This window comes from Pseudomonas sp. Q1, from assembly GCF_009935975.1.
In the GTDB taxonomy this organism is placed as follows: Bacteria; Pseudomonadota; Gammaproteobacteria; order Pseudomonadales; family Pseudomonadaceae; genus Aquipseudomonas; species Aquipseudomonas palleroniana.
This window is the reverse complement of the sequence record NZ_QODI01000013.1, coordinates 1-24,828: the sequence shown is the minus strand read 5'-3', so window position 1 is coordinate 24,828 and position 24,828 is coordinate 1. Positions and strand designations below refer to the sequence as shown.

General features: G+C 59.1%; 23 protein-coding genes and 1 rRNA gene. 7 read left to right on the top strand and 17 right to left on the bottom strand.

From position 1 onward, the window contains the following. Window positions 1-93: 93 nt before the first annotated feature. From DK870_RS20495 to DK870_RS20485, 3 genes are all read right to left on the bottom strand, one after another. On the bottom strand, window positions 94-684 hold the full coding sequence (locus DK870_RS20495) for an NTP transferase domain-containing protein (RefSeq protein WP_161549524.1): 591 nt from the start codon (window positions 682-684) through the stop codon (window positions 94-96). Continuing rightward, entirely contained in the window at window positions 681-1,667 is a 987-nt protein-coding gene (locus DK870_RS20490; RefSeq protein WP_090369088.1) for an XdhC family protein, read from the bottom strand. Before DK870_RS20490 ends, DK870_RS20495 begins: the two co-directional genes overlap by 4 nt. 145 nt (window positions 1,668-1,812) lie before the next feature. Then, a complete protein-coding gene (locus tag DK870_RS20485) occupies window positions 1,813-3,144 on the bottom strand; it encodes a dicarboxylate/amino acid:cation symporter (RefSeq protein WP_060756317.1) in 1,332 nt (443 codons plus the stop codon). 340 nt (window positions 3,145-3,484) lie between these two features. On the opposite strand from DK870_RS20485, the gene DK870_RS20480 reads away from it, so the two are divergent. After that, on the top strand, window positions 3,485-4,483 hold the full coding sequence (locus tag DK870_RS20480; protein ID WP_060756318.1) for an AraC family transcriptional regulator: 999 nt from the start codon (window positions 3,485-3,487) through the stop codon (window positions 4,481-4,483). A 117-nt stretch (window positions 4,484-4,600) separates the two neighbouring features. Here DK870_RS20480 and DK870_RS20475 read toward each other — a convergent pair whose 3' ends face one another. The 3 genes from DK870_RS20475 to DK870_RS20465 are packed head-to-tail and all read right to left on the bottom strand — an operon-like array spanning window position 4,601 to window position 6,948. Then, window positions 4,601-5,947, bottom strand: coding sequence for an ATP-binding protein (locus DK870_RS20475; protein ID WP_060756319.1), 1,347 nt, complete (start codon window positions 5,945-5,947; stop codon window positions 4,601-4,603). Then, window positions 5,944-6,621 carry a response regulator transcription factor gene (locus DK870_RS20470; RefSeq protein ID WP_060756320.1) on the bottom strand — a complete coding sequence of 226 codons (678 nt, stop codon included), beginning with the start codon at window positions 6,619-6,621 and terminating at the stop codon, window positions 5,944-5,946. Before DK870_RS20470 ends, DK870_RS20475 begins: the two co-directional genes overlap by 4 nt. A gap of 18 nt (window positions 6,622-6,639) precedes the next feature. Then, entirely contained in the window at window positions 6,640-6,948 is a 309-nt protein-coding gene (locus tag DK870_RS20465; protein ID WP_060756321.1) for a hypothetical protein, read from the bottom strand. Window positions 6,949-7,084: 136 nt separating this feature from the next. Here DK870_RS20465 and DK870_RS20460 point away from each other — a divergent pair, with 136 nt between their 5' ends. Further along, window positions 7,085-7,801: a 4'-phosphopantetheinyl transferase gene (locus DK870_RS20460; RefSeq protein WP_060756322.1), complete on the top strand. Its 717-nt coding sequence runs from the start codon at window positions 7,085-7,087 to the stop codon at window positions 7,799-7,801. A 46-nt stretch (window positions 7,802-7,847) separates the two neighbouring features. Here the strand turns inward: DK870_RS20460 and DK870_RS20455 are convergent, their stop codons facing one another. Next, window positions 7,848-9,458 carry an ATP-binding protein gene (locus tag DK870_RS20455; RefSeq protein WP_060756323.1) on the bottom strand — a complete coding sequence of 537 codons (1,611 nt, stop codon included), beginning with the start codon at window positions 9,456-9,458 and terminating at the stop codon, window positions 7,848-7,850. Next, the gene (locus DK870_RS20450) at window positions 9,455-10,180 is read right to left on the bottom strand and encodes a response regulator (RefSeq protein ID WP_090369081.1); all 726 of its coding nucleotides are present in this window, start codon (window positions 10,178-10,180) and stop codon (window positions 9,455-9,457) included. Before DK870_RS20450 ends, DK870_RS20455 begins: the two co-directional genes overlap by 4 nt. Before the next feature lie 673 nt (window positions 10,181-10,853). Between DK870_RS20450 and DK870_RS20445 the strand changes: the two genes are divergently transcribed. After that, complete coding sequence (locus DK870_RS20445; RefSeq protein ID WP_090369079.1) at window positions 10,854-13,748, top strand: ribonucleoside-diphosphate reductase subunit alpha; 2,895 nt, start codon at window positions 10,854-10,856, stop codon at window positions 13,746-13,748. 117 nt (window positions 13,749-13,865) lie between these two features. On the opposite strand, the gene DK870_RS20440 is transcribed toward DK870_RS20445, so the two are convergent. The 7 genes from DK870_RS20440 to DK870_RS20410 form a co-directional block, all read right to left on the bottom strand. Further along, the gene (locus DK870_RS20440) at window positions 13,866-14,882 is read right to left on the bottom strand and encodes a hypothetical protein (protein WP_372241687.1); all 1,017 of its coding nucleotides are present in this window, start codon (window positions 14,880-14,882) and stop codon (window positions 13,866-13,868) included. 174 nt (window positions 14,883-15,056) lie between these two features. Beyond that, window positions 15,057-16,367 (bottom strand): flagellar hook protein FlgE, encoded by a 1,311-nt coding sequence (gene flgE, locus DK870_RS20435; RefSeq protein ID WP_060756326.1) that lies wholly within the window; start codon window positions 16,365-16,367, stop codon window positions 15,057-15,059. 31 nt (window positions 16,368-16,398) lie between these two features. Then, a complete protein-coding gene (flgD, locus tag DK870_RS20430; protein WP_060756327.1) occupies window positions 16,399-17,130 on the bottom strand; it encodes a flagellar hook assembly protein FlgD in 732 nt (243 codons plus the stop codon). A 16-nt stretch (window positions 17,131-17,146) separates the two neighbouring features. After that, the gene (gene flgC, locus DK870_RS20425; protein ID WP_060756328.1) at window positions 17,147-17,590 is read right to left on the bottom strand and encodes a flagellar basal body rod protein FlgC; all 444 of its coding nucleotides are present in this window, start codon (window positions 17,588-17,590) and stop codon (window positions 17,147-17,149) included. A 3-nt stretch (window positions 17,591-17,593) separates the two neighbouring features. Further along, window positions 17,594-18,001 (bottom strand): flagellar basal body rod protein FlgB, encoded by a 408-nt coding sequence (gene flgB / locus DK870_RS20420; RefSeq protein WP_060756329.1) that lies wholly within the window; start codon window positions 17,999-18,001, stop codon window positions 17,594-17,596. A 234-nt stretch (window positions 18,002-18,235) separates the two neighbouring features. Further along, entirely contained in the window at window positions 18,236-19,063 is an 828-nt protein-coding gene (gene cheR, locus DK870_RS20415) for a protein-glutamate O-methyltransferase CheR (protein WP_060756330.1), read from the bottom strand. 41 nt (window positions 19,064-19,104) lie between these two features. Beyond that, window positions 19,105-20,037, bottom strand: coding sequence for a chemotaxis protein CheV (locus DK870_RS20410; protein ID WP_161549523.1), 933 nt, complete (start codon window positions 20,035-20,037; stop codon window positions 19,105-19,107). Between the two features lie 91 nt (window positions 20,038-20,128). Between DK870_RS20410 and flgA the strand changes: the two genes are divergently transcribed. The 4 genes from flgA (at window position 20,129) to DK870_RS20390 (ending at window position 22,721) form a co-directional block, all read left to right on the top strand. Further along, window positions 20,129-20,890 carry a flagellar basal body P-ring formation chaperone FlgA gene (gene flgA / locus DK870_RS20405; RefSeq protein WP_060756332.1) on the top strand — a complete coding sequence of 254 codons (762 nt, stop codon included), beginning with the start codon at window positions 20,129-20,131 and terminating at the stop codon, window positions 20,888-20,890. Window positions 20,891-21,033: 143 nt separating this feature from the next. Further along, window positions 21,034-21,357: a flagellar biosynthesis anti-sigma factor FlgM gene (flgM, locus tag DK870_RS20400; RefSeq protein WP_090369072.1), complete on the top strand. Its 324-nt coding sequence runs from the start codon at window positions 21,034-21,036 to the stop codon at window positions 21,355-21,357. 48 nt (window positions 21,358-21,405) lie between these two features. Then, window positions 21,406-21,876: a flagellar protein FlgN gene (locus DK870_RS20395; protein ID WP_060756334.1), complete on the top strand. Its 471-nt coding sequence runs from the start codon at window positions 21,406-21,408 to the stop codon at window positions 21,874-21,876. 95 nt (window positions 21,877-21,971) lie between these two features. Next, window positions 21,972-22,721, top strand: coding sequence for a flagellar brake protein (locus DK870_RS20390; RefSeq protein ID WP_060756335.1), 750 nt, complete (start codon window positions 21,972-21,974; stop codon window positions 22,719-22,721). 59 nt (window positions 22,722-22,780) lie between these two features. On the opposite strand, the gene DK870_RS20385 is transcribed toward DK870_RS20390, so the two are convergent. Both DK870_RS20385 and rrf read right to left on the bottom strand, forming a co-directional pair. Then, a complete protein-coding gene (locus DK870_RS20385) occupies window positions 22,781-24,166 on the bottom strand; it encodes an MFS transporter (RefSeq protein WP_161549522.1) in 1,386 nt (461 codons plus the stop codon). Window positions 24,167-24,510: 344 nt separating this feature from the next. After that, a 5S ribosomal RNA gene (gene rrf, locus DK870_RS20380) occupies window positions 24,511-24,626 on the bottom strand. Window positions 24,627-24,828 lie beyond the last annotated feature (202 nt).

Genomic DNA, 24,828 nt, shown 5'->3' with positions numbered 1-24,828 from the left:
GCGGCCTATCGGGAGCAAGCCCCCTCCCACAGGTTATTCATCGTCTGCTCTATCGCTTAACTGACAGGCATTAGAGCTTGCCCCCTCCCACACTCAGATCGGCTTGAAGTTCAAGGATTGCGGAACATCGACATCCCAGAGCACTCCCGGGTCTTCAACCGCCACTTCGCTGACCAACGCGTGCGCAAACAATGATCGTCCTCCACGATCACCGGTCAATGCCATCAGCTCAAGCCCAAATGCCTGGCCAAACGCTACAGGATGCCCATACCGCCCATCCTGCACCGGCACACGGATACCGCCCGCCTCCAGCCCCTCGATCACCCGCTCAATGCTCGAGGAGCGAATAAACGGCATATCTCCCAGCACCACCAGCCAGCCATCCGCCGCACCGCTGGCCGCAACCGCCGCGGCAATGCTGTCGCCCATGCCCGCCGATTCCAGCAACACGACTTTGCAACCCTGCGCCTTGGCCAACCGAATGACCTCCAGGCGCTCCGGCGAGGTCACCACCCAACGCTCAACGAGCGTCGCCGGCAGGTTCACCAGCACCTGCTCGAGTACCGGCCGCGTCACGCCATCCAATCCGCTGCAATCGGCCAGCAGCTTGTCCTGGTCGGCACCGGCTTCGGCACGGAAACGACTGCCCTGCCCTGCCGCCAGTACAATCGCCGTCACCGTCACTCGGCGACCACCGGCAGCGGCTTTTTCTGCATCGGCGCCACACCGTTCTTGATTGCGACGACTTCAGCCATCAGCGACAAGGCAATTTCAGCAGGCGTGTGGCTACCGATGTGCAAGCCGATCGGCCCATGCAAGCGCGCAATCGCCTCGGCCGTAAGCCCGAGCGCCGCCAGGGTTTCCCGGCGCTTCTGGGTATTGACCCGCGAGCCCAGCGCGCCGACGTAGAAGGCATCGGAATTCAATGCCGTCAGCAACGCCATATCATCCAGGCGCGGGTCGTGGGTCAGGCAGACGATGGCTGTGCGCTCGTCGGTCTGAATGTTCAGTACCGCCTCATCCGGCATGCCCGGCACAAAGCGACCATGCTGCTCTTCCCAGCCGTAGACGAACTCTTCACGCGGGTCGCAGACCAACACTTCGAAATCCAGCAAGCGCGCCATTTGCGCCACGTAGCGCGACAACTGCCCGGCACCGATCAACAGCAGGCGCCAGCGCGGGCCATAAATGGCGCGCAGGCGTTCCCCATCAAATGTCACCACATCCGTTTTGCTTGCGCTGCCGAGGGTCACAGTACCTGTGGCCAGGTCCAGCTCCCGGGCGACAATCTGATGGTCCTCACAACGCGCCAGCAGCTGTGCGACCCATTGCCAGTCGCCTACCCGCTCTTCGGTCAGGCGCAACGTGCCACCGCACGGCAGGCCGAAGCGCGCCGCCTCATCACGGGTGACCCCGTATGTCACCAACTGCACGGGTGGGCCATCTTCCGCCAGGCGACCATCTTGCAGGCGCGCAATCAGATCATCCTCAATGCAACCGCCGGACACCGAGCCGATCACGACCCCGTCGCCCCGCAATGCCAACATCGCCCCGGGCGGACGCGGTGCACTGCCCCAGGTCTGGACCACGCTGTACAACACCACCCGCTGCCCGGCGCGACGCCATTCGAGCACACTGCGCAGGACATTCAGATCCACGCTATCCATCCAACCTCCTGCCGACCTTACAACGATTACTCACCCAATCACTGTAAAGCAAAAGCCTCCAGAGTGGCCGGCCACAAACGCAAACGCCCCGAAACAGTCGGGGCGTTTGTGGAGGGCTTCGGCGTCAGTTCACGCCAGCAGCGAATTACTTGATGACAGGAGCAGGGCCTTCGGCCACACCCAGGTCATCTTCCGGACGGGTATCGGAGATACCGGTACCACCGGACGCCAGCTCGCTCTGCAGCTTGTCGGTGTCCAGCTCCTTGACCCACTTGGCGACAACGATAGTGGCAACGGCGTTACCGACCAGGTTGGTCAGGGCGCGCGCTTCGGACATGAAGCGGTCGATACCCAGGATCAGTGCCAGGCCGGCAACCGGCAAGTGGCCGACGGCCGACAGGGTGGCAGCCAGTACGATAAAGCCCGAACCGGTCACGCCCGCAGCGCCTTTGGAGGACAGCAACAGCACCAGCAGCAGGGTGATCTGGTGGGTGATGTCCATGTGGGTGTCAGTCGCCTGGGCGATGAACACGGCAGCCATGGTCAGGTAGATCGAAGTACCGTCGAGGTTGAAGGAGTAGCCGGTCGGGATCACCAGGCCGACTACGGATTTCTTCGCGCCCAGGCGCTCCATCTTGATCAGCATGCGTGGCAGCGCGGATTCGGAAGAGGAAGTGCCCAGTACGATCAGCAGTTCTTCACGGATGTAGCGCACCAGCTTCAACACGCTGAAACCGTGGGCGCGGCAGATGGCACCCAGCACCACTACCACGAACAGGACGCAGGTGATGTAGAAGCAGATCATCAGCTGACCCAGTTGCACCAGGGAACCTACACCGTAGGCACCGATGGTGAACGCCATGGCACCCAGGGCACCAATTGGCGCGAGCTTCATGATCATGTTGATGATGTTGAACATGACGTGGGCGAAGCGATCGATGAAGTCCAGCACCGGCTTGCCGTAGGCACCCAGGCGATGCAGGGCAAAACCGAAGATCACCGAGAACATCAGCACTTGCAGGATGTCACCGTTGGCAAAGGCGCCGACGATGGTGTTCGGAATCACATTGAGGATAAAGCCAACCACGCTCTGGTCTGCACCGGCAGTCACGTAGGCCGCGACTTTCGAGGCGTCCAGGGTAGCCACGTCGATGTGCATACCGGCGCCCGGTTGCACAACGTTGACCACGACCAGGCCGATCAGCAGGGCGATGGTGGAAACGATTTCGAAGTACAGCAGCGCGTAGCCGCCGGTTTTGCCGACCGATTTCATGCTTTGCATGCCAGCGATACCGCTGACAACGGTGCAGAAGATGATCGGGGCGATGACCATTTTGATCAGCTTGATAAAGCCGTCACCCAGTGGCTTGAGCGCCACGCCGGTCTGCGGGTAGAAATGACCGAGCAAAATACCGATAACGATTGCAACGATCACCTGGAAATACAGGGATTTGTACAGTGGCTGACGAGTCGTCATTGCAAAGTTCCTCAATCGTCCCGTGTAGCAAATATCCGCCATTGCCCACGACACTTGAATTGCGAACCCTCCTGCACTGGAGGGATTTGTTGTTTGCGAGGCTGGTAGAACCAGGCCTGCGCTGCCATCTCTTATCGCAAACGCCGTGCCACTTTCTGCAAATCCGCTGAAGGCCTTTAGACATCAGGCCTGGGCGCGCTCAACCTTCCTTCACGCGCCCTGAACAAGTGGCGGGTTTCCGCCATGCAGCCAAATCCCGTCCTACAATTTGGCGGATATCCGCCTTGTCGCACCACCCAGTGATGGCTAACATCCGCCACTCCATGGACGAGGCCCTCACATGCGTGAACGCACCATCGCCAGTCACTACGCCCGAGCGGCCCTGGTCGGTGCCCGTCGGGCGGGCTATGACTACTCGGCCCTGCTGCAACAGGTGGGCATTACCCCTGAGTTGCTGACCGAGCCCCGCGCCCGCATTGCGCCTGAACAATTTACCCGGCTGTTGCAGATGCTCTGGCTGGAGCTCGACGACGAGTACCTGGGGTTCGCTGAAGGTTCGAGTAAACGCGGCACCTTCGCCATGATGTGCCACGCGCTGATTCACTGCCGCACCCTGGAGAAGGCTCTGGAACGCGGTTTATTATTTTATAGCTTATTCCCACAGGGTCCGCGCTGGCATCTGACAAGAGAAGGCGACATGGCTCGTCTGAGCCTGGATGACTCACAGCTGTGGGACCCGGATCACTTCCTGAGCGAATGCCTGCTGGTGATCTGGCATCGCCTGGGCAGTTGGTTGATCGGCCAGCGAATCCGGTTGCATCAGGCGACGTTCCACTACCCGATGCCGGCCCATGCAGGCGAATATGACTTGCTCTTCCCCTGCCCTCAGGTATTCAACGCACCGAGCAGTAGCCTGGTATTCCCCTGCCGCTATTTGAGCCTGCCCTTGCTGCAGGACGAACGTACGCTCAAGCATTTTCTGCAGCGCTCGCCCGCAGACTTGCTGTCACGACCGGACGAAGGCGACAGCTTGAGCAGCCAATTACGCCGCTTGTTAAGCCGTGACCGCACGCCTTGGCCGGACCTGGAGGCCGTGGCGCAGCACCTGCACATCAGCCCGCAGACCCTGCGCCGACACCTGCGCGAGGAAGGCACCAGTTTCCAGGCACTCAAAGATGAATTGCGGCGAGACATCGCCATTTATCACTTGGGGCGGGCCAATCTGTCGCTGCAGGAAATCGCCGAGCAGTTGGGGTTCTCCGAACCGTCGGCGTTTCATCGGGCGTTCAAGAAGTGGACGGGGCTCACGCCAGGCGCCTACCGGGCGCAGGAAAATTAAGGTGGCGCCAGTACTGACGCCATCGGGACCAAGCCCCCTCCTACCCTTGAATGTGTTCACAAATCAAAATGTGGGAGGGGGCTTGCCCCCGATGAGGCCAGTTCGGCCACCAAAAAATCACACAGCCGGGAAGTGAATCTTGAACGCCGCGCCACCCAGCGCCGAATCACCCAAAGTCAGGCGTGCGCCGTAACTTTCGATAATGTCCTTGACCACCGCCAGCCCAATGCCCTGCCCCGGATGCTGACGGTCCAGCCGTTCGCCCCGTTGCAGAATCCGTGCGCGCTGATCCGGTGGCACACCGGGGCCATCGTCCTCGATACACAGCTCAGTGCCGGCAAGATTTTCTACCAGGCTGATACGCACTTCGCTCAGGCACAGGCGATAGGCGTTTTCCAGCAGGTTACCGAGCATTTCGAGCAGGGCGCCTTTCTCGATGGGCACATAACCCTCGTCCGGCAAGTCGAAGGACACGGTAACGCGCTTGTCGCGGTACACCTTGCCCAGTGTGTCGCAGAGGCTTTGCAGCACCGGCGCAAGATGCACCTGGTGGCGCACCAGGCCACTTTTGCGCAGGCTGGCACGTTGCAGCTGGTAGCCGATCTGCTGGCTCATACGTTCAATCTGCGATTGTAGAACCATGGCCTGGCCACGTTCTTCGGGACGCTGCGCCATGTCTTCACTCACGCCCTGCAATACCGCCAGCGGGGTTTTCAGGCTATGGGCGAGGTCGTCGAGGGAATCGCGGTAGCGGGTACGCTGCTCACGCTCGCTGTGCAGCAACCGATTGAGGGAGCCGGTGAGGCGCAACAGTTCGCGTGGGTGTTCTTCGGTGAGGCTTTCGCGCGTGCCACTTTCAATCTGGTCCAGCTCCTGGCTCAGGCGTCGCAGGGCTTGCAGCCCCCACGTCAAGCCCAGCCAGAGCAAGGTCAACAGCACCAGCAAGGCCGCGCCGAAGCCCAGGTAGAGGTTTTCCCGCAGCCCCTCAAGGGTCAGTTGATATTCGCGTACCGGTTGCAACGCGACGATGCTGAACGCGGCACTTTTGCCTCCCAGCAGCTTGACCTCGACGTCATACACGAAGAACTCCTGGCCACCGGCTTCGCGGATACGCGCAAATTCGTTGCCACGCCCATCGTAACGCGGCCGGTAGTTGATGTTTTCTTCCTGGGTTGCCCGCGACCGCCACACCAGATGACCTTCGCGGTCATAGATATAGCCCAGCAGCCGGCTGTCGGTGAGGTTGAAACGCTCGTCAGGCAACTGCGCGGGCATCAGCAAGCGGTTGTTTTCGACGCGTGCAGCAGAAATCAGGGTGGTCACATCCGACGCCAGGCGCTGCTCGATGGAATCCTGCAACGCCAGGCTGAAAGCGCCTTGCATGGCGGGCAACAAGCCCAACATAAACAGCACGGCCAGGGTCGCGGCCGCCAGCATCAAGCGCACACGTAGCGAGCGAATCAACGGCAGCGCTCATTGAACAGGTAACCCAAGCCGCGCACGGTATCGATCGGCTTGAACCCCGCCGGGCCTTCCAGCTTGCGACGCAGGCGGCCCACCAACACTTCGATAACGTTCGGATCACGCTCGTCATCATCGGGATAGAGCTGCTCCATCAGGCGATCCTTGGCGACCACCTGCTGATGGTGGCGCATCAAGTACTCGAGAATACGGTACTCATAGGCGGTCAACGCCAGGGGTTGCTCATCCAGGGAAGCCTGTTTGCGGTTGAGGTCCAGCAACAGCGGCCCCGCCACGATCGTGGACTGGGTGAACCCACTGGAGCGGCGCAACAGGGCATTCATGCGCGCCTCCAGTTCTTCGAACTGGAATGGCTTGACCACATAGTCGTCGGCACCGGCGGCCAGGCCTTCGACCTTGTCCTGCCAGTTGCCCCGGGCCGTGAGGATCAGGATCGGGAAACTCTTGGCCTGGGTGCGCAATTGGCGGATCAGGTCCAGGCCGCCCATGCCGGGCAGGCCGAGGTCGATGATGGCCAGGTCGTGATTGAACTGGCCAGTCTGGTACAAGGCTTCTTCGGCATTGGCCACGGCTTCGACCACATGCCCACTGTCGGTCAGGCGGGTCAACAGGTGATGACGCAACAGCGCCTCATCTTCCACCACCAGCAATTTCATAAGGCTCTCCAAGGCGATTCAACTGTCCGACAGAGGGATATCATAGCGGCCCTGCAGGTCTTGCGGGCGCAGTTTAATGCCATTGTATTGGCCCGTCAGGTGTTCGTAGCCGGTGCGGTAACCCGGCTGCGGGGCAGTCTGCCCCAGCGACTGACCCCACGGCGCAGCCTGGCTGCCTGCATCGTCGAAACTGACACGGTGGATCAGGTTGCCGGACTTCTTGGTTTTCTCGCCGCCGAACGCGGCAAAGGAGCCGTCCGCAGCCTGCACTCCGGCAGTGGCGCTGAGCATGGTTAAGGCCAACAGCAGCTGTTTGATCGCAGTCATGGGGTTACCTCTACGCATTTGGCTATGGGTGCCAGACTACGCAGGCGCCCCTGAACTCCCCCTGAACGGGCTCTGAACCGCACCTGAACCGTTGCGGGCTATCCACTGGTGTGCCAACTGAAGCAAAATACCGTCCATGACGCCCCTACCCGCTTGCTGCACCCCGCTCGATGCACATTGGCCCCTACCCGAACCCTTGCCGGATACGGTGTTTCTCAGCACCCGCTTCGACCCCACCTTATTAAAGGCCGGCGACTTCCAGCGCAGCGCCGTGCCGCCACCGGCCAGCATCCAGCGCTCGGTGGCCAAGCGCCAGGCCGAGTTCCTTGCCGGCCGGCTGTGCGCGCGTACGGCGTTGCAACAACTTGATCAGCTCGATTGCGTCCCGGCCATCGGCGAAGACCGGGCGCCGGTGTGGCCAGGGCATATCAGCGGCTCCATCACCCACAGCACTGGACATGCCGCTGCCATCGTCGGGTACAAGACGCAATGGCGCGGACTGGGGATGGACCTGGAGAACCTGCTGAGCCTGGAGCGGGCCGAGCGCCTGGCCGGGGAAATTCTCACCGCCGATGAACTGCAACGCATGGCCGCCCTGCCGCGTGAGCAGATCGCCCGGTTGGTGACGCTGACGTTCTCGCTCAAGGAAAGCCTGTTCAAGGCGCTCTACCCGATTGTGCAGCAGCGTTTCTACTTTGAGCATGCCGAGGTGCTGGAGTGGTCCGAAGCCGGCCATGTGCGCTTGCGCCTGCTGACGGACCTGTCGGCCGAGTGGTGCCACGGCAAGGTATTGGAGGGGCAGTATGCGGTGGATGGGGATCAGTTATTGAGCCTGGTGGCTATCGGCGCTTGATAGGGCGCTATCGGGAGCAAGCCCCCTCCCACAGGAGATCGCGGTTTCAGGATTTCTCCTGATCCCTGGGCCAACTCAGACTGAAGCATGCCCCGCCCAGGTTGTTGCTCTTGCTGATCAAGGCGCGCCCGCCGTGCCAATAGATGATCCGCCGTACGATCGATAAACCCAGGCCGTGCCCACCCGAGGCCCGGGTGCGACTGTCATCCAGGCGCAGAAAGGGTGTGAAGATCCGCTCCCATGCACTTTCCGGCACGCCCGGGCCGTCATCTTCCACATCGATACGGCAGCGCACCTGCCCCACCTGATAGCTGATCAACACTCGGCCCTGAGCATGGCGCATGGCATTGCTCACCAGGTTCTGCAAAGCCCGATGCAGGTAACGCGGTTCGGCGTCGACCCAAGCGTCGTCCCAATGCGCCGAGGACAGGCAGGCCCCCCGACTCACGCTGATCTGCGGGCGCAGTGGCGACAATTCGCCGATGACCTGATCGAGCAACGCGCTGAGGTCGATCCGCTGGAAACTCAGTTGCGGCGCACCTTGCTCCAGGCGTGCATAGGTGAGCATTTCGTCCACCAGGCCATCGAGGTCCTGGATATCACTGTCCATTCCGTCCATGTACTTGCGCCGCGCCTCGGGGGTGGCGGCGTCACCGATCATCTCCAGGCCAAAGCGCAGGCGCGCCACCGGGGTACGTAGTTCGTGGGACACCGCGCGCACCAGTTCGCGCTGGATCGCCAGCAACTGCTGCAGATGCTCGGCCATGCCATTGAAGGCTGCCGCCAGACGCCCGACCGAGTCCGCCCCGCGGGCCGGCACACGCACCTCCAGGCTGCCTTTGGCAATACGCGTGGCCGCCGCTTCCAGCCCGCGCAGGCGCTGCTCGAGCTGGCGCACCAGGAAATACACGATCAAGCCGATCAGGGTCAGGCTGACCAACGCGATCAGGATCAGCCACTGCGCCGGGTAAGGGTTCATTTGATACAGCGGGCCGAGTTCCAGGACCCATGGCGTACCGACCATACCGGCGAACACGCGAATCGAATCACCGCCTTTACCCAGCGCCATCACCGTATCGCCTTCCGACACACGACGGCGCTGATCCTCATCCATATCAGCCTGATCGAGGGTCATCAGGTGCATTTCGAAGCCAAAGCCCTTGGCTTCCTTTAGGTCGGCCAAACGCTGCGGCTGCTCCGCCACCGGGTAACGCACCAGTTCATCGGCCAACAGGTAGATCGTTGCACGCGCCAGCTGCTCGCTGATCTGCTGCACTTCGCCGGTCAGCACCAACGACTCTTTCTCACTGACCAAACGCAGTACCCGCGCGGCATGCGGCCCGGTCTGCTGCACCAGGACCTGGCCGCGTTGCAGGCGATTGCGCTGGGCAAGGTCCAGCTGCGCATCGCTGAGGCTGCGCAGTTCCAGGGGGATGCCCAACAAACGCTCCCACACCGCCAGGGCACGCTGACGCTCGATGGCGCTCATGGGTTGCAGGTTGTCCCCCATCAACGCGAAGGTGCCGTGGGCCAGGCGCTCGCGGTATTGCCCGCTGCGCACCTCGTTGAGCAGGTGCAGCGCCAGCACGCTCAGCAGCGCCACCAGAATCAGCGCCGCACACATGCCGCCGTAGATGCGCAGGAAGATCGAGTTCACAGCGGCATATCGGCAGCGGCTTCGGGGACGAACAGGTAGCCTTTGCTGCGGATGGTCTTGATCAGCCGTGGGTGGATCGGGTCGTCGCCTATTTTCGGGCGAATACGCGAGATACGCACATCAATGGAGCGGTCCTGGCCGTCGTAGCCGATGCCGCGCAGGGCAATGAAGATTTCTTCGCGGGACAAGATACGCCCGGCATTCGCCACCAGCAGCCATAAAAGGTCGAACTCGGCACTGGTCAGTTCGATGCCGCCGTCATGCAGCCAGGCTTCGCGCAGGGCGTTGTCCACGACCAAGGGACCAAACTGCAAGCGACGCTGGTTCTCCACAACGCCGGCTTCCGTCGGCTCGCTGCGCCGCAGCAGGGCTTGAATGCGCGCCAGCAGCAAGCGTGGGCGCACGGGTTTGCACACATAGTCATCCGCCCCCAAGTCCAGTCCCTGCACCTGATCCATGTCATCGGTACGGGCGGTCAGCATCAGGATCACCCCGTCGTAGCGCGCACGCACCTTGCGACAGATACTCAAGCCGTCTTCGCCGGGCAGCATCAAGTCGAGGATCACCAGGTCCGGCTGTTCGTCGATAATACGCGCCGCAGCCCGGGCGCCATCGCCCTCCACCGACACCCGCAGGCCGTTGCTCTGCAGGTAATCACGGGTCAACTCGGCCAATCGCTCGTCGTCCTCGACAATCAGTATTTGCCAGGCCTCTTGCTCCACGGGTGATCCTCGTCGCGATAGAGAGTCGTTATGACAATGCGGCCGGATAGGGGAGCAAGCGTGTCTATCTCCCACATGCTTCTCTCACATGCTTCTCTCACATGCTTCTCCCACATGCTTCTCCCACATGCTGATCTTCGCCGGCCACACCTTATTTGTAATGTTTAGAGGGCATAACAGAGGCCGATTGTAGCCACGGGCCTGCCCTTGCGCACAAGCCCGGAAATCCACTCGGTGATCGCATTTTTTTGTGATAGGGTTCGCGCCCTTCGAAAAAGGCTCGGTTGTTTTGCACCCGAAACATTTAATGACAAACGGTGCAATCCAGCAGTAACGCGGCCTACACGGGCATTCGACCTTTCTTACACATTTTACTCACAACCTTATCCACAGGTTACTCCGTTGCTAACCCCTCAAAAACGCATTATCTTGTACCTCGAGGACAAACGAGACCCTACATGTAGGGTTTTCGAGCAAAGTGCCTAACCACACAAGTGGCTCGAAACTCAAGCGCTTTATTTGTTAGCGCGACGTGGAACCAACAGATTTTCAGTAGACCAAACCGCTCACGCGGATGGCATCTGTTCTCCATCCCCGACATGGAAAACGGTACGGGTGTTGCAGGAAAAGCCTGGCACTCGCAATCAAATATAGAACGTGGAGACAACCCCCCATGCAAACCGACACAACTCGCGAGAACCCGCAAGGCTCCGTGCCGCAGGCCGCTGATTCAAACCTGGATCTGTCCGCCACTGCACCCGGCCAACTGCGTGTGATCAAGCGTAACGGCACTGTCGTTCCTTACACCGATGACAAAATCACCGTCGCCATCACCAAAGCGTTTCTTGCAGTTGAAGGCGGCACCGCTGCTGCCTCGTCGCGCATCCACGATACCGTTGCCCGCCTGACCGAACAGGTCACCGCGACTTTCAAACGTCGCATGCCTTCGGGCGGCACCATCCACATCGAAGAAATCCAGGACCAGGTCGAGCTGGCCCTGATGCGTGCCGGCGAGCAGAAAGTCGCTCGCGACTACGTGATCTACCGTGACTCGCGCGCCAAGGAACGTGCCGTGCGCTCCCCCGCTGAAGAAGCTGCGGTGCAAGCTCACCCGTCGATCCGCATCACCCTGGCCGACGGTTCGTTTGCACCGTTGGACCTGGGCCGCCTGAACACTATCATCACCGAAGCCTGTGAAGGCCTGGAAGAAGTCGACGGCGACCTGATCCAGCGCGAAACCCTGAAGAACCTGTACGACGGCGTGGCCCTGACCGACGTCAACACCGCCCTGGTGATGACCGCCCGTACCCTGGTCGAGCGTGAGCCGAACTACTCGTTCGTGACCGCGCGCCTGCTGATGGACACCCTGCGCGCCGAAGGCCTGGGCTTCCTGGGCGTGGCCGACAGCGCCACCCACCACGAGATGGCCGACCTGTACGCCAAGGCCCTGCCGGCCTACATCGCCAAGGGTATCGAATTCGAATTGCTGAACCCGGTCCTGGCCTCCTTCGACCTGGAAAAACTCGGCAAGGCGATCAATCACGAGCGTGACCAGCAGTTCACCTACCTGGGCCTGCAAACCCTGTACGACCGTTACTTCATCCACAAGGACGGTGTGCGCTTCGAACTGCCGCAAGTGTTCTTCATGCGCGTGGCCATGGGCCTGGCGATCGAAGAGAAGCACAAAGAAGACCGTGCGATCGAGTTCTACAACCTGCTGTCGTCGTTCGACTACATGTCGTCGACACCGACCCTGTTCAACGCCGGTACCCTGCGTCCACAGCTGTCCAGCTGCTACCTGACCACCGTGCCGGATGACCTGTCGGGCATCTACCACGCGATCCACGACAACGCCATGCTGTCCAAATTCGCTGGCGGCCTGGGTAACGACTGGACGCCGGTGCGCGCACTGGGTTCGTACATCAAGGGCACCAACGGCAAGTCCCAGGGCGTTGTACCGTTCCTGAAAGTCGTGAACGACACCGCCGTCGCGGTCAACCAGGGTGGCAAGCGCAAAGGCGCTGTGTGTGCCTACCTGGAAACCTGGCACATGGACATTGAAGAGTTCATCGAGCTGCGCAAGAACACCGGTGATGACCGTCGTCGTACCCACGACATGAACACGGCCAACTGGATCCCTGACCTGTTCATGAAGCGCGTCTTCGATGACGGCAAATGGACCCTGTTCTCGCCATCCGAAGTACCGGACCTGCACGACCTGACCGGCAAAGCCTTCGAAGAGCGCTACGAGTACTACGAAGCCCTCACCGAGTATCCAGGCAAGGTCAAGCTGTTCAAGACCATCCAGGCCAAAGACCTGTGGCGCAAAATGCTGTCGATGCTGTTCGAAACCGGCCACCCATGGCTGACATTCAAGGACCCATGCAACCTGCGCAGCCCGCAGCAGCACGTCGGCGTGGTCCACAGTTCGAACCTGTGCACCGAGATCACCTTGAACACCAACAAGGACGAGATCGCCGTTTGCAACCTGGGCTCGATCAACCTGCCGAACCACATCGTCAACGGCAAGCTGGATACCGCCAAGCTGGAACGTACCGTCAACACTGCCGTTCGCATGCTCGATAACGTTATCGACATCAACTACTACTCGGTACCACAGGCGCAGAACTCCAACTTCAAGCACCGTCCAGTGGGCCTGGGCATCATGGGCTTCCAGGACGCGCTGTACCTGCAGCACATTCCGTACGGTTCGGATGCCGCGGTCGAGTTCGCCGACAAGTCCATGGAAGCGGTCAGCTACTACGCGATCCAGGCGTCCTGCGACCTGGCCGACGAGCGCGGTGCATACGAGACGTTCCAGGGTTCGCTGTGGTCCAAGGGCATCCTGCCGCTGGACTCGCAACAGATCCTGATCGAAGCCCGTGGCCAGAAGTACATCGACGTTGACCTGAAAGAAACCCTGGACTGGGCACCGGTACGTGCTCGTGTACAGAAAGGCATTCGTAACTCCAACATCATGGCCATCGCACCGACTGCAACCATCGCCAACATCACCGGCGTGTCGCAGTCGATCGAACCGACCTACCAGAACCTGTATGTGAAATCGAACCTGTCGGGCGAATTCACCGTGATCAACCCGTACCTGGTTCGCGACCTCAAGGCCCGCGGCCTGTGGGACTCGGTCATGATCAACGACCTGAAGTACTACGACGGTTCCGTGCAGCAGATCGAGCGTATCCCGCAAGAACTCAAAGAGCTCTACGCGACCGCCTTCGAAGTGGACACCAAGTGGATCGTTGACGCCGCCAGCCGTCGTCAGAAGTGGATCGACCAGGCGCAGTCGCTGAACCTGTACATTGCCGGTGCATCGGGCAAGAAGCTGGACGTGACCTACCGCATGGCTTGGTACCGTGGCCTGAAAACCACTTACTACCTCCGTGCCCTGGCCGCGACCAGCACCGAGAAGTCGACCATCAACACCGGCAAGCTGAACGCTGTTTCCAGCGGTAACCACGGTGATGATTCGGTTCTCGCAGCGCCAGCCGGCCCGGCCCCCGTGCCAAAGGCCTGCGCGATCGACGAGCCGGATTGCGAAGCTTGCCAATAAGCTGAACCGGTCCCGGGCTTGAACAGCCGGGATTGAAAAACCCCCGATAGACCCTGGCTGCAATGGGGTTTATCGGGGGTTTTCTTTTCGGGGGTTTTCTTTAGTCGGACAGGCCGCTTAGAACAAGACGGTCGCCAGCCCCGACCTGGGTGCCCCACCTCGCTCACCCCATAGCTCGATCCGGCCATTGATCACGGCCATCGAATGACCTTTATACTCCACCGTGCCCACCTTGCTGCTTCTCAGGTCCGCGTCAGTCGCTGGCCTGTAACGTCCTCTGAGTCCCAAACGATCCAAGCCTTCCCGGCTGCCCTCCCCATCCATCAAGCTATTCAAGGCAGCCCGGTAACTGCGCCCGGCAGTGCCATCATTGTTCTCCATTTGAGCCCGCTTTGCGCTCACGGCATACATGAAGTTTGCGTCGGTCATCATTTGCGGGTCATCCCCCTTGAAGCGTGCCTCCCGCGCTGCAAGCTGCAACTCGCCCTTGGACAAATGCAGTTTGAAGCCATCGCGCATGGTCACGTCATAACCGTCGCCACTCTCCTTGACCTCTTTGTACACATCGGTGGGCTTCTGGCCGTACTGCATCATCGCCGCCTTTATCGCGGAAACCGTGATGCAATTGCCATCCGCCCCCTGACTGAACCCACTCCAGATGTTGTCCGGTTTCTTCCCCGGATTACTGTAGTCCGGTTTGTAGTTGAAATGTTTCGCCCCTTCGGTAATGGGCTTGTTGCTCATGGATTCACTGGGGCCGAAATCGCTTCTAGGCACGCCAGGACCACGACCACCACTGCCTGGCAACACCGGTGGTGGGCTGGGCGAGGCATCATCCGCATCCGGAAACCATTCCTTCAACAGTCGCTTGAGAAACTCACGAAACTGCGCGGAAGCCTCTGCGATCAGTTCGTCAATCAGCGCCTTGAATTTCTCGTCGCCCAGCTTCTCGCGCAGCGCATTGAGTTTGTCGCGCACGTCCCGGGCCGTCTGGGACTTGGAACCTTGCTCGGCGTCAAACAGCTCGTTGAGCAGCTTCTTGATCGCACCCGCTTCATCAACAGGCGCGACAGGTGGCGACGGTGCTGGCACTACACCCGGCGTGGAACCCACGCGCCCATATTCGAACCCCACTACACCTGAATTCCACATTCCCAAGCCTCTCCATTGAGTCACTGGCCTACTCAGTGGCGATTCAGGACTCAGGCGTTCCACAGCATTCCTTTACTCCTCAGCGGGCGTTTTCCCACGCAAAAAAAAGCCCCTCAAACGAGGGGCCTGTTCAGACTGCATGCCAACCCAGATGCATCAGGTCATCTGGATAATGGTTTGCATGATCGTGCTCTGGGTGGAGATGGTCTTGGCGTTCGCCTGATAGTTGCTCTGGGCCTTGATCAGGTCCACCAGCTCGTTGGTCAGGTTGACGTTGGAGCTCTCCAGGGATTTGGATACGATCGAACCCAGGGTACCGGCTTGCGGGTTGTCATAACCCGGCTGGCCCGAGGCGAAGGTCTCTTTCCAGGTGGTGCTGCCGGCCGGCTGCAGGCCTTGCTCGTTGTTGAAGCTGGCCAAGGAGAGCTGGCCGATCGCCTTGCTCTGCTGGTTGCTGAATGTTGCGAACAGCACGCCGCTACCATCAATGTTCAAGCCGGTAATCTGGCCGGTGGCGTAACCATCGGTGACCGGTGGGTTACGGTAGGTGGCCGAGTTGTACTGGGTGATGTTAGCCATGTTGATGGCGATACCGGTCGGGTTGGCCGTCGCGCCGTTTGGCGTCCACACACCATTGGTCACTGTACCTGGGGTCCAGTTGGCAATGGTCAGCGTAGTGCTGGACGCGCCACCAGTAACGATCCCGGTGAGTTTGCCTGCGCCGTCAAAGCTCAAGGTCGAAGCAACCGGCGGTGTGGAGCCCGTGCCCGTCGGCGCAGTACCATCAGGGTTGCGGCCATCGATCAGGGTGTAGGAATTCCACGTATTGCCACCCGTCTTGACCAGGTACTGCACCATCGAATGTGCGTTGCCCTGATTATCATACAAGGTGGTGTTGTATTGGGTCGTGAAGGTTTCGGACTTGGTGGGATCGAACGGTGTGGCCGTCTGGTCGATCACCGGCGACGATGAGTTCAGGTTGCTTTGGGAGTCCACTTTGGTGGAGGCCTTGGGCGGCAGGTTCGACAGGTTCAATTGCAAGTCGGTCAGGGCGCCCTTGATAATGTTGCCATTGGCATCCGCCGCGTAGCCTTGCAAGCGCGAGGTACCGGTGTTGTTGACGATGAAGCCGTCTTTATCCGAGTGGAAGGAACCGTTACGGGTGTATTCCAGCGACCCGTCACTGCCCTTCTGGACGAAGAAGCCGCCCCCCTGGATCGCCATATCCAACAGGCCGCCGCTGCCGACGACATCACCCTGGGTGAATTGCTGGGACACGGCTGCCAGGCTCACACCGCTGCCGACACTGTTCTGGCCAGTACCCAGCTTGGAAGCTGCGTAGATGTCGGCGAATTCTGCACGCGACGTTTTGAAGCCGGTGGTCGCAACGTTGGCGATGTTGTTACCGGTCACGTCCAGCTGTTTGTTGGCCGCATAGAGGCCGCTAAGGCCGATATTAAAAGACATGTTTCTCTCCCTCTGCCGTATTTAGCCGGCTCTATGTACCGATAGTCTGAATTTGCGACAGCTTGACGCTGCCCATGCCACCTGCAAGGTTGAGCAGCATCTCGCCGCCGGTCTTGCTCAATGTCACGCTGGTCACCGTGGCGGGCAGCGAAGTCAACAGGGCAGCAGAGTCGCCCTTGTCATTCTTGTAGGTGGCGTTGAAGGTGTAGGTGCCCGTTGGAGCGACTTCACCCTTGTCGTTCTTGCCGTCCCAGATAAAGCTGCTATTACCGGCACTCTGGGCGCCCATATCGATGGTGCGCACCACGTTCCCATCCTTGTCGGTGATCTTGACGGAGACGTTACCCGTCGCTGCCGTCACCGCCACCGAGCCGGTCATGCTCTTGCTGGTATCGACCAACGCTTTGTCGGTCTGGGTGATGATCGAGCGCCCGACCAACGACGAGGCTTGCAGCGCCTGCGACGAGCTGAAGTTGCTGGAGATCGCATTCACCGAGTCATTCAGGGTGTTGATGCCTTCCAGGCTGCTGAACTGGGCCAGTTGCGCCACGAACGCGCCGTTATCCTGGGGCGACAGCGGGTTCTGGTTTTTCAGTTGGGTCACCAGCAGTTGCATGAACGCATCCTTGCCCAGTGCCTGGTTACCCGTGGCGGCCTTGGCAGCGTTATTGAGACTGCTGTTGTCTGTCGCCGTCTTGACCTTGGTATTGAACAGGTCCTGAACCGGCGTGTTGGCTGGATTAGTGGTATCAACAATGGCCATTATTTGGCGCCCCTTATCACTGACCCAGGGTCAGGACCTTCTGCATCATGGTTTTGGCGGTGTTCATCATTTCCGCATTGGTCTGGAACGAGCGGCTGGCGGAGATCATGTCAGCCATTTCCTCGACCACGTTGACGTTGGGGTAGTACACGTAGCCCTTTTCGTTCGCAGCAGGGTGGTTGGGCTCGTAGCGGGCCTCAAGGTTGCTCTGGTCTTCGACCACACCCAACACCTGCACGCCGGAGCCTGCGGCATCCTGATTCTGGAACAGCGAATCGCTGCCGTTGCCCTGGCCACCTTGGAACATGGTGGCGAACACCGGGTGACGGGCGCGGTAGGTCTGGTCGATGCTCGAAGACACGGTCTCGGCGTTGGCGATGTTACTGGCGACGGTGTTCAAACGCGTGGTCTGCGCGCTCATGCCACTGCCGGCAATATTGAAAACACTGGACAGGGACATGGCTTACTCTCCACGCAGGGCTGACATCAGCCCTTTGAATTTACTGTTGAGCAGGGTGAAGCTGGCCTGAAAGTTCACCGAGTTCTCGGCATAGGCCGATTGCTCCAGCTGGGCGTCGACGGTGTTCTGGTCGATCGACGGTTGCATCGGCGTGCGATACAACAACGCCTCATCACCACTGCTCAGGCCCTGTGCTTCGATATGCCGGCTATTGGTCATATTCAAGGCAAAGGTGCCGTTCTTGGTCTTGTCCTGCTGCGCCGCGAGCACAGCGGAGAAATCCAGATCCCGAGCCTTGTAGTTCGGGGTGTCGGCGTTGGTAATGTTGTTGGCCAGGACTTCGGCACGCTGGGCGCGGAAGCCCAGGGCTTGTTCGTGGATACCGAGCGCTTTATCGAAGCTGATGCTCATGGCGGAAACCTTTAGGCTGACCTGCTTTTCGTATCTGGGTTATAGCAAGGCTCATGCCAATTCTTCGAAGGCCCGTATTTCAAGGGTTTGCTGGATGCTGTTAAGCGGCAATGCCAGAAAAGCGGCAATGGACTTCCGCGTGAAGCCAGTAAAGCGGCAATGCATGTTGCCGCTTTGAGGCGAAAAAAATGGGAGGCCTGTGTGGGGCCTCCCATTTTTTTGTTCAAGGGTGCATCACTTCGCCTGGTAGATGATCCCAGGGCTGCATTGCACCATCTGGTAATGATCCGGCAAACCGTTCAACGCTTCTGAAGCCCCCAGGAACAGGTAGCCGCCACGCTTGAGGGTGCCGTGGATGCGCAACAGGATGTCTTTCTTCACTTCGGCCGAGAAATAGATCAGCACGTTGCGGCAAAACACCATGTCAAACTTGCCCAGACTGGCATAGCTGTCGAGCAGGTTGAACGAGCGAAACTCCACGCGATTCTTGATCGGCGCCTTGACCGCCCATCGCCCTGCCCCTTTAGGCTCAAAGTAACGCTGCAGGCGCTCCTGGGAAAGCCCACGCCCCAGAGCAAGGCTGTCGTATTCGCCGGTCTTGCAATTGGTCAGCATGGTGCCGGACAAGTCGGTGGCAACAATTTGTGCCCCCGCCTTCAGCTGGCCCATGTTGGTTCGCTCAAACTCATCGATAGACATCGAGATCGAATACGGTTCCTGCCCCGAAGAGCACGCCGCCGACCAGATGCGCAGGCGCTGGCCCGGGCTGGCCTTGATAGCCTCCGGCAGCACTTTGCTCTTGAGCACCTCAAAGGGGTAGGTGTCGCGAAACCATAGGGTCTCGTTGGTGGTCATCGCATCGACCACCATTTCCTTGAGCCCACTGCGCGGCTGTCCCTGGATGCGCTGAACCAACTCGCCCAGCGACTTGATACCCTGCTGCTCCATCAGCTTGTTGAGACGGCTGGATACCAGGTACTGCTTGTTTTCACCGAGCAATATGCCACAGGCCTTTTCCAGGAAGACCCGGAACTGTTCGAAATCCAAATTACCCGTAGACAATGATACCGCCTCTTAAATCGTGTGATCGCCAGGGAAATCCCCTAGCCGTGATCTGCAGCCTTGATCCGGTCGACTACCCGGGATGCCAGGTCATCAGGGCGGAATTTGGCCAGGAAGTCATCAGCGCCGACCTTCTTGACCATTGCCTGATTGAATACACCCGACAATGAAGTATGCAGGATGATATGCAATTTTTGCATGCGTGGATCGCTGCGTATTTCGGCCGTGAGGGTATAACCATCCATTTCCGGCATCTCGATGTCGGAAATCATCATCAAGAACTCCTCTTCCGGCTTCTTGCCCTCATCGACCAGGTTACGCAGGTAATCCAGCGCCTGGCGACCATCATTAAGAGCCACCACGTCCACGCCAACGGTTTGCAGACAACGCGTGACCTGCTTGCGAGCGACCGAGGAGTCATCCACGGTCAGTACGCGCAGGGATACCGCCTTGTGCGCGGTTTCCGCATCGACCACGCCCACCGAGATAGACTCCGAGGTCGGCGCCACTTCGGCGAGGATCTTCTCCACGTCGATGATTTCAACCAACTGGTTATCAACCCGCGTCACCGCCGTGAGGTAATGATCGCGCCCAGTGCCCTTGGGTGGCGGATGGATCTCTTCCCAGTTCATGTTGACGATACGTTCCACCGAGCGCACCAGGAAACCCTGGGTCTTGGTGTTGTACTCCGTGATGATCACGAACGGGCTTCCGCGGTCCTGCAAACCGGCGGAACCTGTGGCCAGTGCCAGGTCAAGAATCGGGATGGTCGCACCACGGATGTTGGCTACACCACACACCACAGGGCTGGATTTGGGCATGATCGTCAATTTGGGACACTGCAACACTTCCCGAACTTTAAACACGTTGATGCCATATAGCTGGCTGCCGTCCAGGCGAAAAAGCAACAACTCCAGGCGATTCTGCCCTACCAGCTGTGTACGCTGGTTTACTGAATCCATTACACCTGCCATGCCTGCACTCCTACGCTAAAACCTTGGGCCATACCTACAAGGCGGCGCGCGCCCTAACACGAAACGGCACGAGCTTTGCTATTTATTGGCCATGGACATTAAAACGACAGTTTCCCGACACCCCCGCCCTCGCTACCGCAGACTGCTCTGCGCCACGATGGTTTTGCTTGCCTTGACGGCAGGCGCTACGACCCGTGCCGACAACGTCACATTGCCTGATCTACTTATCGGCGTCACTCAGGGCTTTCTTGAGTTCACTGTAGAAGATTATCTGACAACCACACAAACGCCGGGACGCTACGAGATCCAAGTCAACCAGTTAGACCCTCGCCTGCGCATGCCAATGTGCGACAAGGAATTGACTGCCACCTTGGAAAGCCCTGCCCAGCCTATTGGTCGCGTCACGGTCAAAGTCCGTTGTGAAGGCGCTTCGCCCTGGACGGTGTTCGTGCCCGCTCAAGTCAAATTGTTCCGCGATGTCGTGGTGGTGACACGCCCGCTGAAGCGCACCGGCATCATCGGTTTCGAAGATGTTGCCCTGCGCGAACGTGATATCAGCCAGATCAACCAGGGCTATCTCACATCAGTGGACCAAGCCATCGGGCAGAAATTGACCCGACCAATGGTTACCGATCAAGTCATCACGCTGGTCCATCTGGAACAGGCCGAGGTGATTCGCAAGGGGGATCAGGTGGTGATTTCCGCCAGTAGCGGCGCATTGACAGTAAAAATGCCGGGGGAGGCACTGTCCAACGGCGGTATGAGCGAACAGATTCGCGTCAAGAACCTCAACTCCAACCGTGTGATCAAGGCGCAGGTGACCGCACCGGGACAAGTCGAGGTGGCGTTATAGACTCCACTGGCATAGGACGCTGGCTTTTCCTACACTGTGGGCTGAACATCTGCGCATTCAGGTTTATTCTCAATCGCGCCTAAAGTTTATCCGGGTATGGCCGAAAACATGGCAAGCGTCCAAATACCCAGAGGTTTTTTAACATGGTCATTGATTTCAGTCGTTTGAATAACGCCCCGGCTTTGCCCGGTTCTACGCGCACCGGTGGTGCCAAGGACAGTGTAGAAGCCAAGTCCCAGCCTGCGCCTACCAAGGCAGAACCGGCCGGTGTCAGCCAGAGCGGGGAATCGGTACACCTGAGCAATGAGGCTCAACAGTTGCAGAAGGTCACTGACTCGCTGCGCGATCAACCGGTTGTCAATAAAGCCCGTGTGGCCGAGTTGAAACAGGCTATCGCCGATGGCAGCTATAAAGTCGACAGCAACCGTGTAGCCAGCAAGCTGCTTAACTTCGAAGCCGAGCGCTAGGCAAAGGCCTGCGCTGGGCTTTTGGACGCTTAAAACCCAAGGCCAGCCATGCACCACGACGAACATTTGCTCCAACTGATCATTGATGATCTGGCGCCGACGCAACATTTGCTCGAGTTGCTCAAAGAAGAATCCCTGGCCCTGTATGGCCGGGATATGCGTTTGCTGGAAGAAATCCTGGCACGCAAACAGTCGCTGATTGTGCTGCTCGAACAACACGGCAAGAAGCGCAGCGAAATTCTCATCAGCCTGGGCCTGCCGGCTGATCACGACGGCCTTGCCCAACTGGCCAGCCATTCCTCGGTTGGTGATCAACTACTGACCCAGAGTAGCGCGCTCAATCAATTGCTCGCCCAGTGCCAGGAAGCCAACCTGCTCAACGGTCAGTCGATCCAGCTTCAGCAAGCCACGACCGCCAACCAGTTGCGCATACTCCACGGCGGAGAACCTCCGGCCCTCTACAACGCCCAAGGCTCGACCTCGCGCCTGGTCAAACCAAGCACCCGCAGCCAAGCCTGACGCCGGTTCACCGCGCGCCTATCCAAGGCACGCTACATACTGGCAAAATGCCCCTTCTTGCGTGTAGTCGTATTTTGTCTGGAGATGGAAGAACCGTGTTCAACGCCCTTAATGCGGAAGATGCCCCGCAGCCACCAAAGGTCCTCACCACGCCTCTGGAAATCGCCAGTACTTTGCGAATGCTGCAGGAAAGCCATGATCCACTGATCATCACTTTCCACGAGCGCAGCCAGCGCTTTCAGAGCTACCTGGTAGACGTTGACCGGGACAGCAAGACGCTGGCCTTGGACGAAATGATTCCCCGCGATGGCGAACGCTACCTCGAGAATGGCGAGTCCTTCCGCATTGAAGGCTTTCATGAGGGTGTGCGGGTTGCCTGGGAAAGCAACGGTACGCTGGCCATCAGCGAGAAAGATGGGCACCGCATTTACACCGGCAGCATACCTGGCGAAGTGGTCTACCATCAGCGACGCAATGCCTTCCGCGCTGCGTTGAAGCTGGCACAGCTGGTGAACATCGAGCTGGGCGGCGAAAAGCTCAAGGCCCCCATCAGTGGCAAGCTACTGGATATTTCCGCTACCGGCTGCAAGCTGCGCTTTGAAGGCGACATATCCGAGCGCCTGCAACTGGGTCAGGTGTATGACCGCTTTATCGCTGCCCTGCCCTTTGGCAGCATGAGCACGTCCGTCGAACTGCGTTATCTGCATTTCGAAGACAAGATCAATACCACCTTCGCCGGCGTGCGCTTTCATAACATGAGCGGCCTGGTGCAGCGCCAGGTAGAACGGTTTGTGTATCAGCTGCAGCGTGAAGCGCGACGCTTCGACAAGGATGACGATTTTTAAGGCGTGAAACTCGCGTCAAAAAACGGGCAGATCCTGATGGGATCTGCCCGTTTTTATATTCAGGGGCGTGCCTTGCTCAGGTCATGAGGATGATTATCCGGGTCTGGATGCTCGGGTGGAGTATCCAGTGCATCCCCCTCGGTCGGTGCTTGCGGATTAGCGTCGGCCCCAGGCTCAGCTACGGTGGTTTGCATCTGCTCCTGCACCACCGCCTCATCGACACGAGGATCGAGCGCAGCCACCAAGGGTGAACTGGACATGCTGTCGGGCATCGCTACGTGGTGCAGCGGAGCATCATCAACCTGATGCAGGTTAGTCACGGCTTTCGGACGGATACGCCAGACCAGAATCAGCGCGCACAGGCTGAAAAACGCGTACAGCATATGGCTGCCAAACAACTTCATCACCACGCCCGCCAACAGCGGCCCGACACTGGCGCCGATACCGTAGGTCACCAGCAGCATGGCAGTCAGCGATACCCGACGGTCCCCTTCGACATGGTCATTGGAAAACGCCACGGCCAGTGGGTAAAGGCAGAACTGCACCAACGAACACAGGAAACCCGCGACAAACAGCACCTCCAATGGCACCTGGGTCAGGATCGCCAGGGGCAGAGCTGCCACTGCCAGGCACAAAGCGAAACAGCGAATCAATAATGCGCGGTCATAACGATCAGACAACCAACCCAAAGGCCACTGCACCACCAAACCTGCAAAAATGCAGCACCCCATGAACACACCGACCTGTTCAGTCGTCAACCCCTGCTGGGACGCGTACAGCGGCGCCAAACCGTAAAAGGAGCCCACAATCAGCCCGGCCCCCAGCACCGTACTCAACGACTGCGGCACACGCTTGATAAAGAATCGCGGTTCCATCGGTGCCGGATGTAGCGGTGCAGGGTGAATGCGCCGGGTCATGGCTACCGGCACCAGGCACAAGGCAAAACAGACCGCCACCAACATCAACAGCTCCAGGCCAAGCTGAGGATGCAACACGAGAATCAACTGGCCTAATACCAGGCCCAGATAGGAGGCGATCATATAGCCACTGAACACTAAGCCGCGCTGCTTGGCGTCTGCCTGCTCGTTCAGCCAACTTTCGATAACCATGTACTGACACATCATCCCCAGGCCTACGATTATCCGCAGCACGATCCAGGCCGGCAACCAGTTGACCAGCCCGTGACCCAGCACGGCGGCCCCGACAATTCCGGCACAAGTGGCATACGCACGGATGTGTCCGACGCGGGCGATCAGGCGATGCCCGATCTTGCCACCCAGCACCAGGCCAAAATAGTTGGCCGCCATCAATGCCCCCACCCACAAGCTGTCAACATGGTCTGCTGCCAGGCGTAATGCCAGGTAAGTACTGAGCAGGCCGGAGCCGATCAGCATCATCAAGGAAGCGAAATAAAGGGCTCGAAAAGATTTCCAGATCTGGCGCATCGGCGTTCCGAGCGGCTCCTTGTAGTGAGGGACAGGGTTATCGGCATGATAGTCCTGGGTGACTGTGTCCGGACAGGCGATATGAGCTGTTTCCGGGGATTATTTTGCTAAACACTCAGACGCCGCATCGCAGTCTGAAAGGTACACAACGATAGCGATATATACGCGGCGCACTATCTGATCGCAGCCCAGCCGCCAAAACCTGGTGAGGTATTTGGGCTCTGTGGGTACAGCCGTAGAAGCGGCCAGACTTGATACAGGTTGAATGTGGACAACTGCCGGAAGTTTTCGATCGCCCAAAACAAAACCCCATCTGCTTTCGCAAATGGGGTTTCGGAATTTAATCTTGACGATGACCTACTCTCACATGGGGAAACCCCACACTACCATCGGCGATGCATCGTTTCACTGCTGAGTTCGGGATGGGATCAGGTGGTTCCAATGCTCTATGGTCGTCAAGAAATTCGGGTACTGAGTCGCAGCCAGTCGGCTTCGCTTCAGCAAATTGGGTACGTAATAGAAGTCGGTGTCTTGTGAGCGTCGAACTTTCGGTTCATAGCGTCTTCACACACCGCAATCTGGCCCTTCGACTCAAATTGCTTGGGTGTTATATGGTCAAGCCTCACGGGCAATTAGTATTGGTTAGCTCAACGCCTCACAGC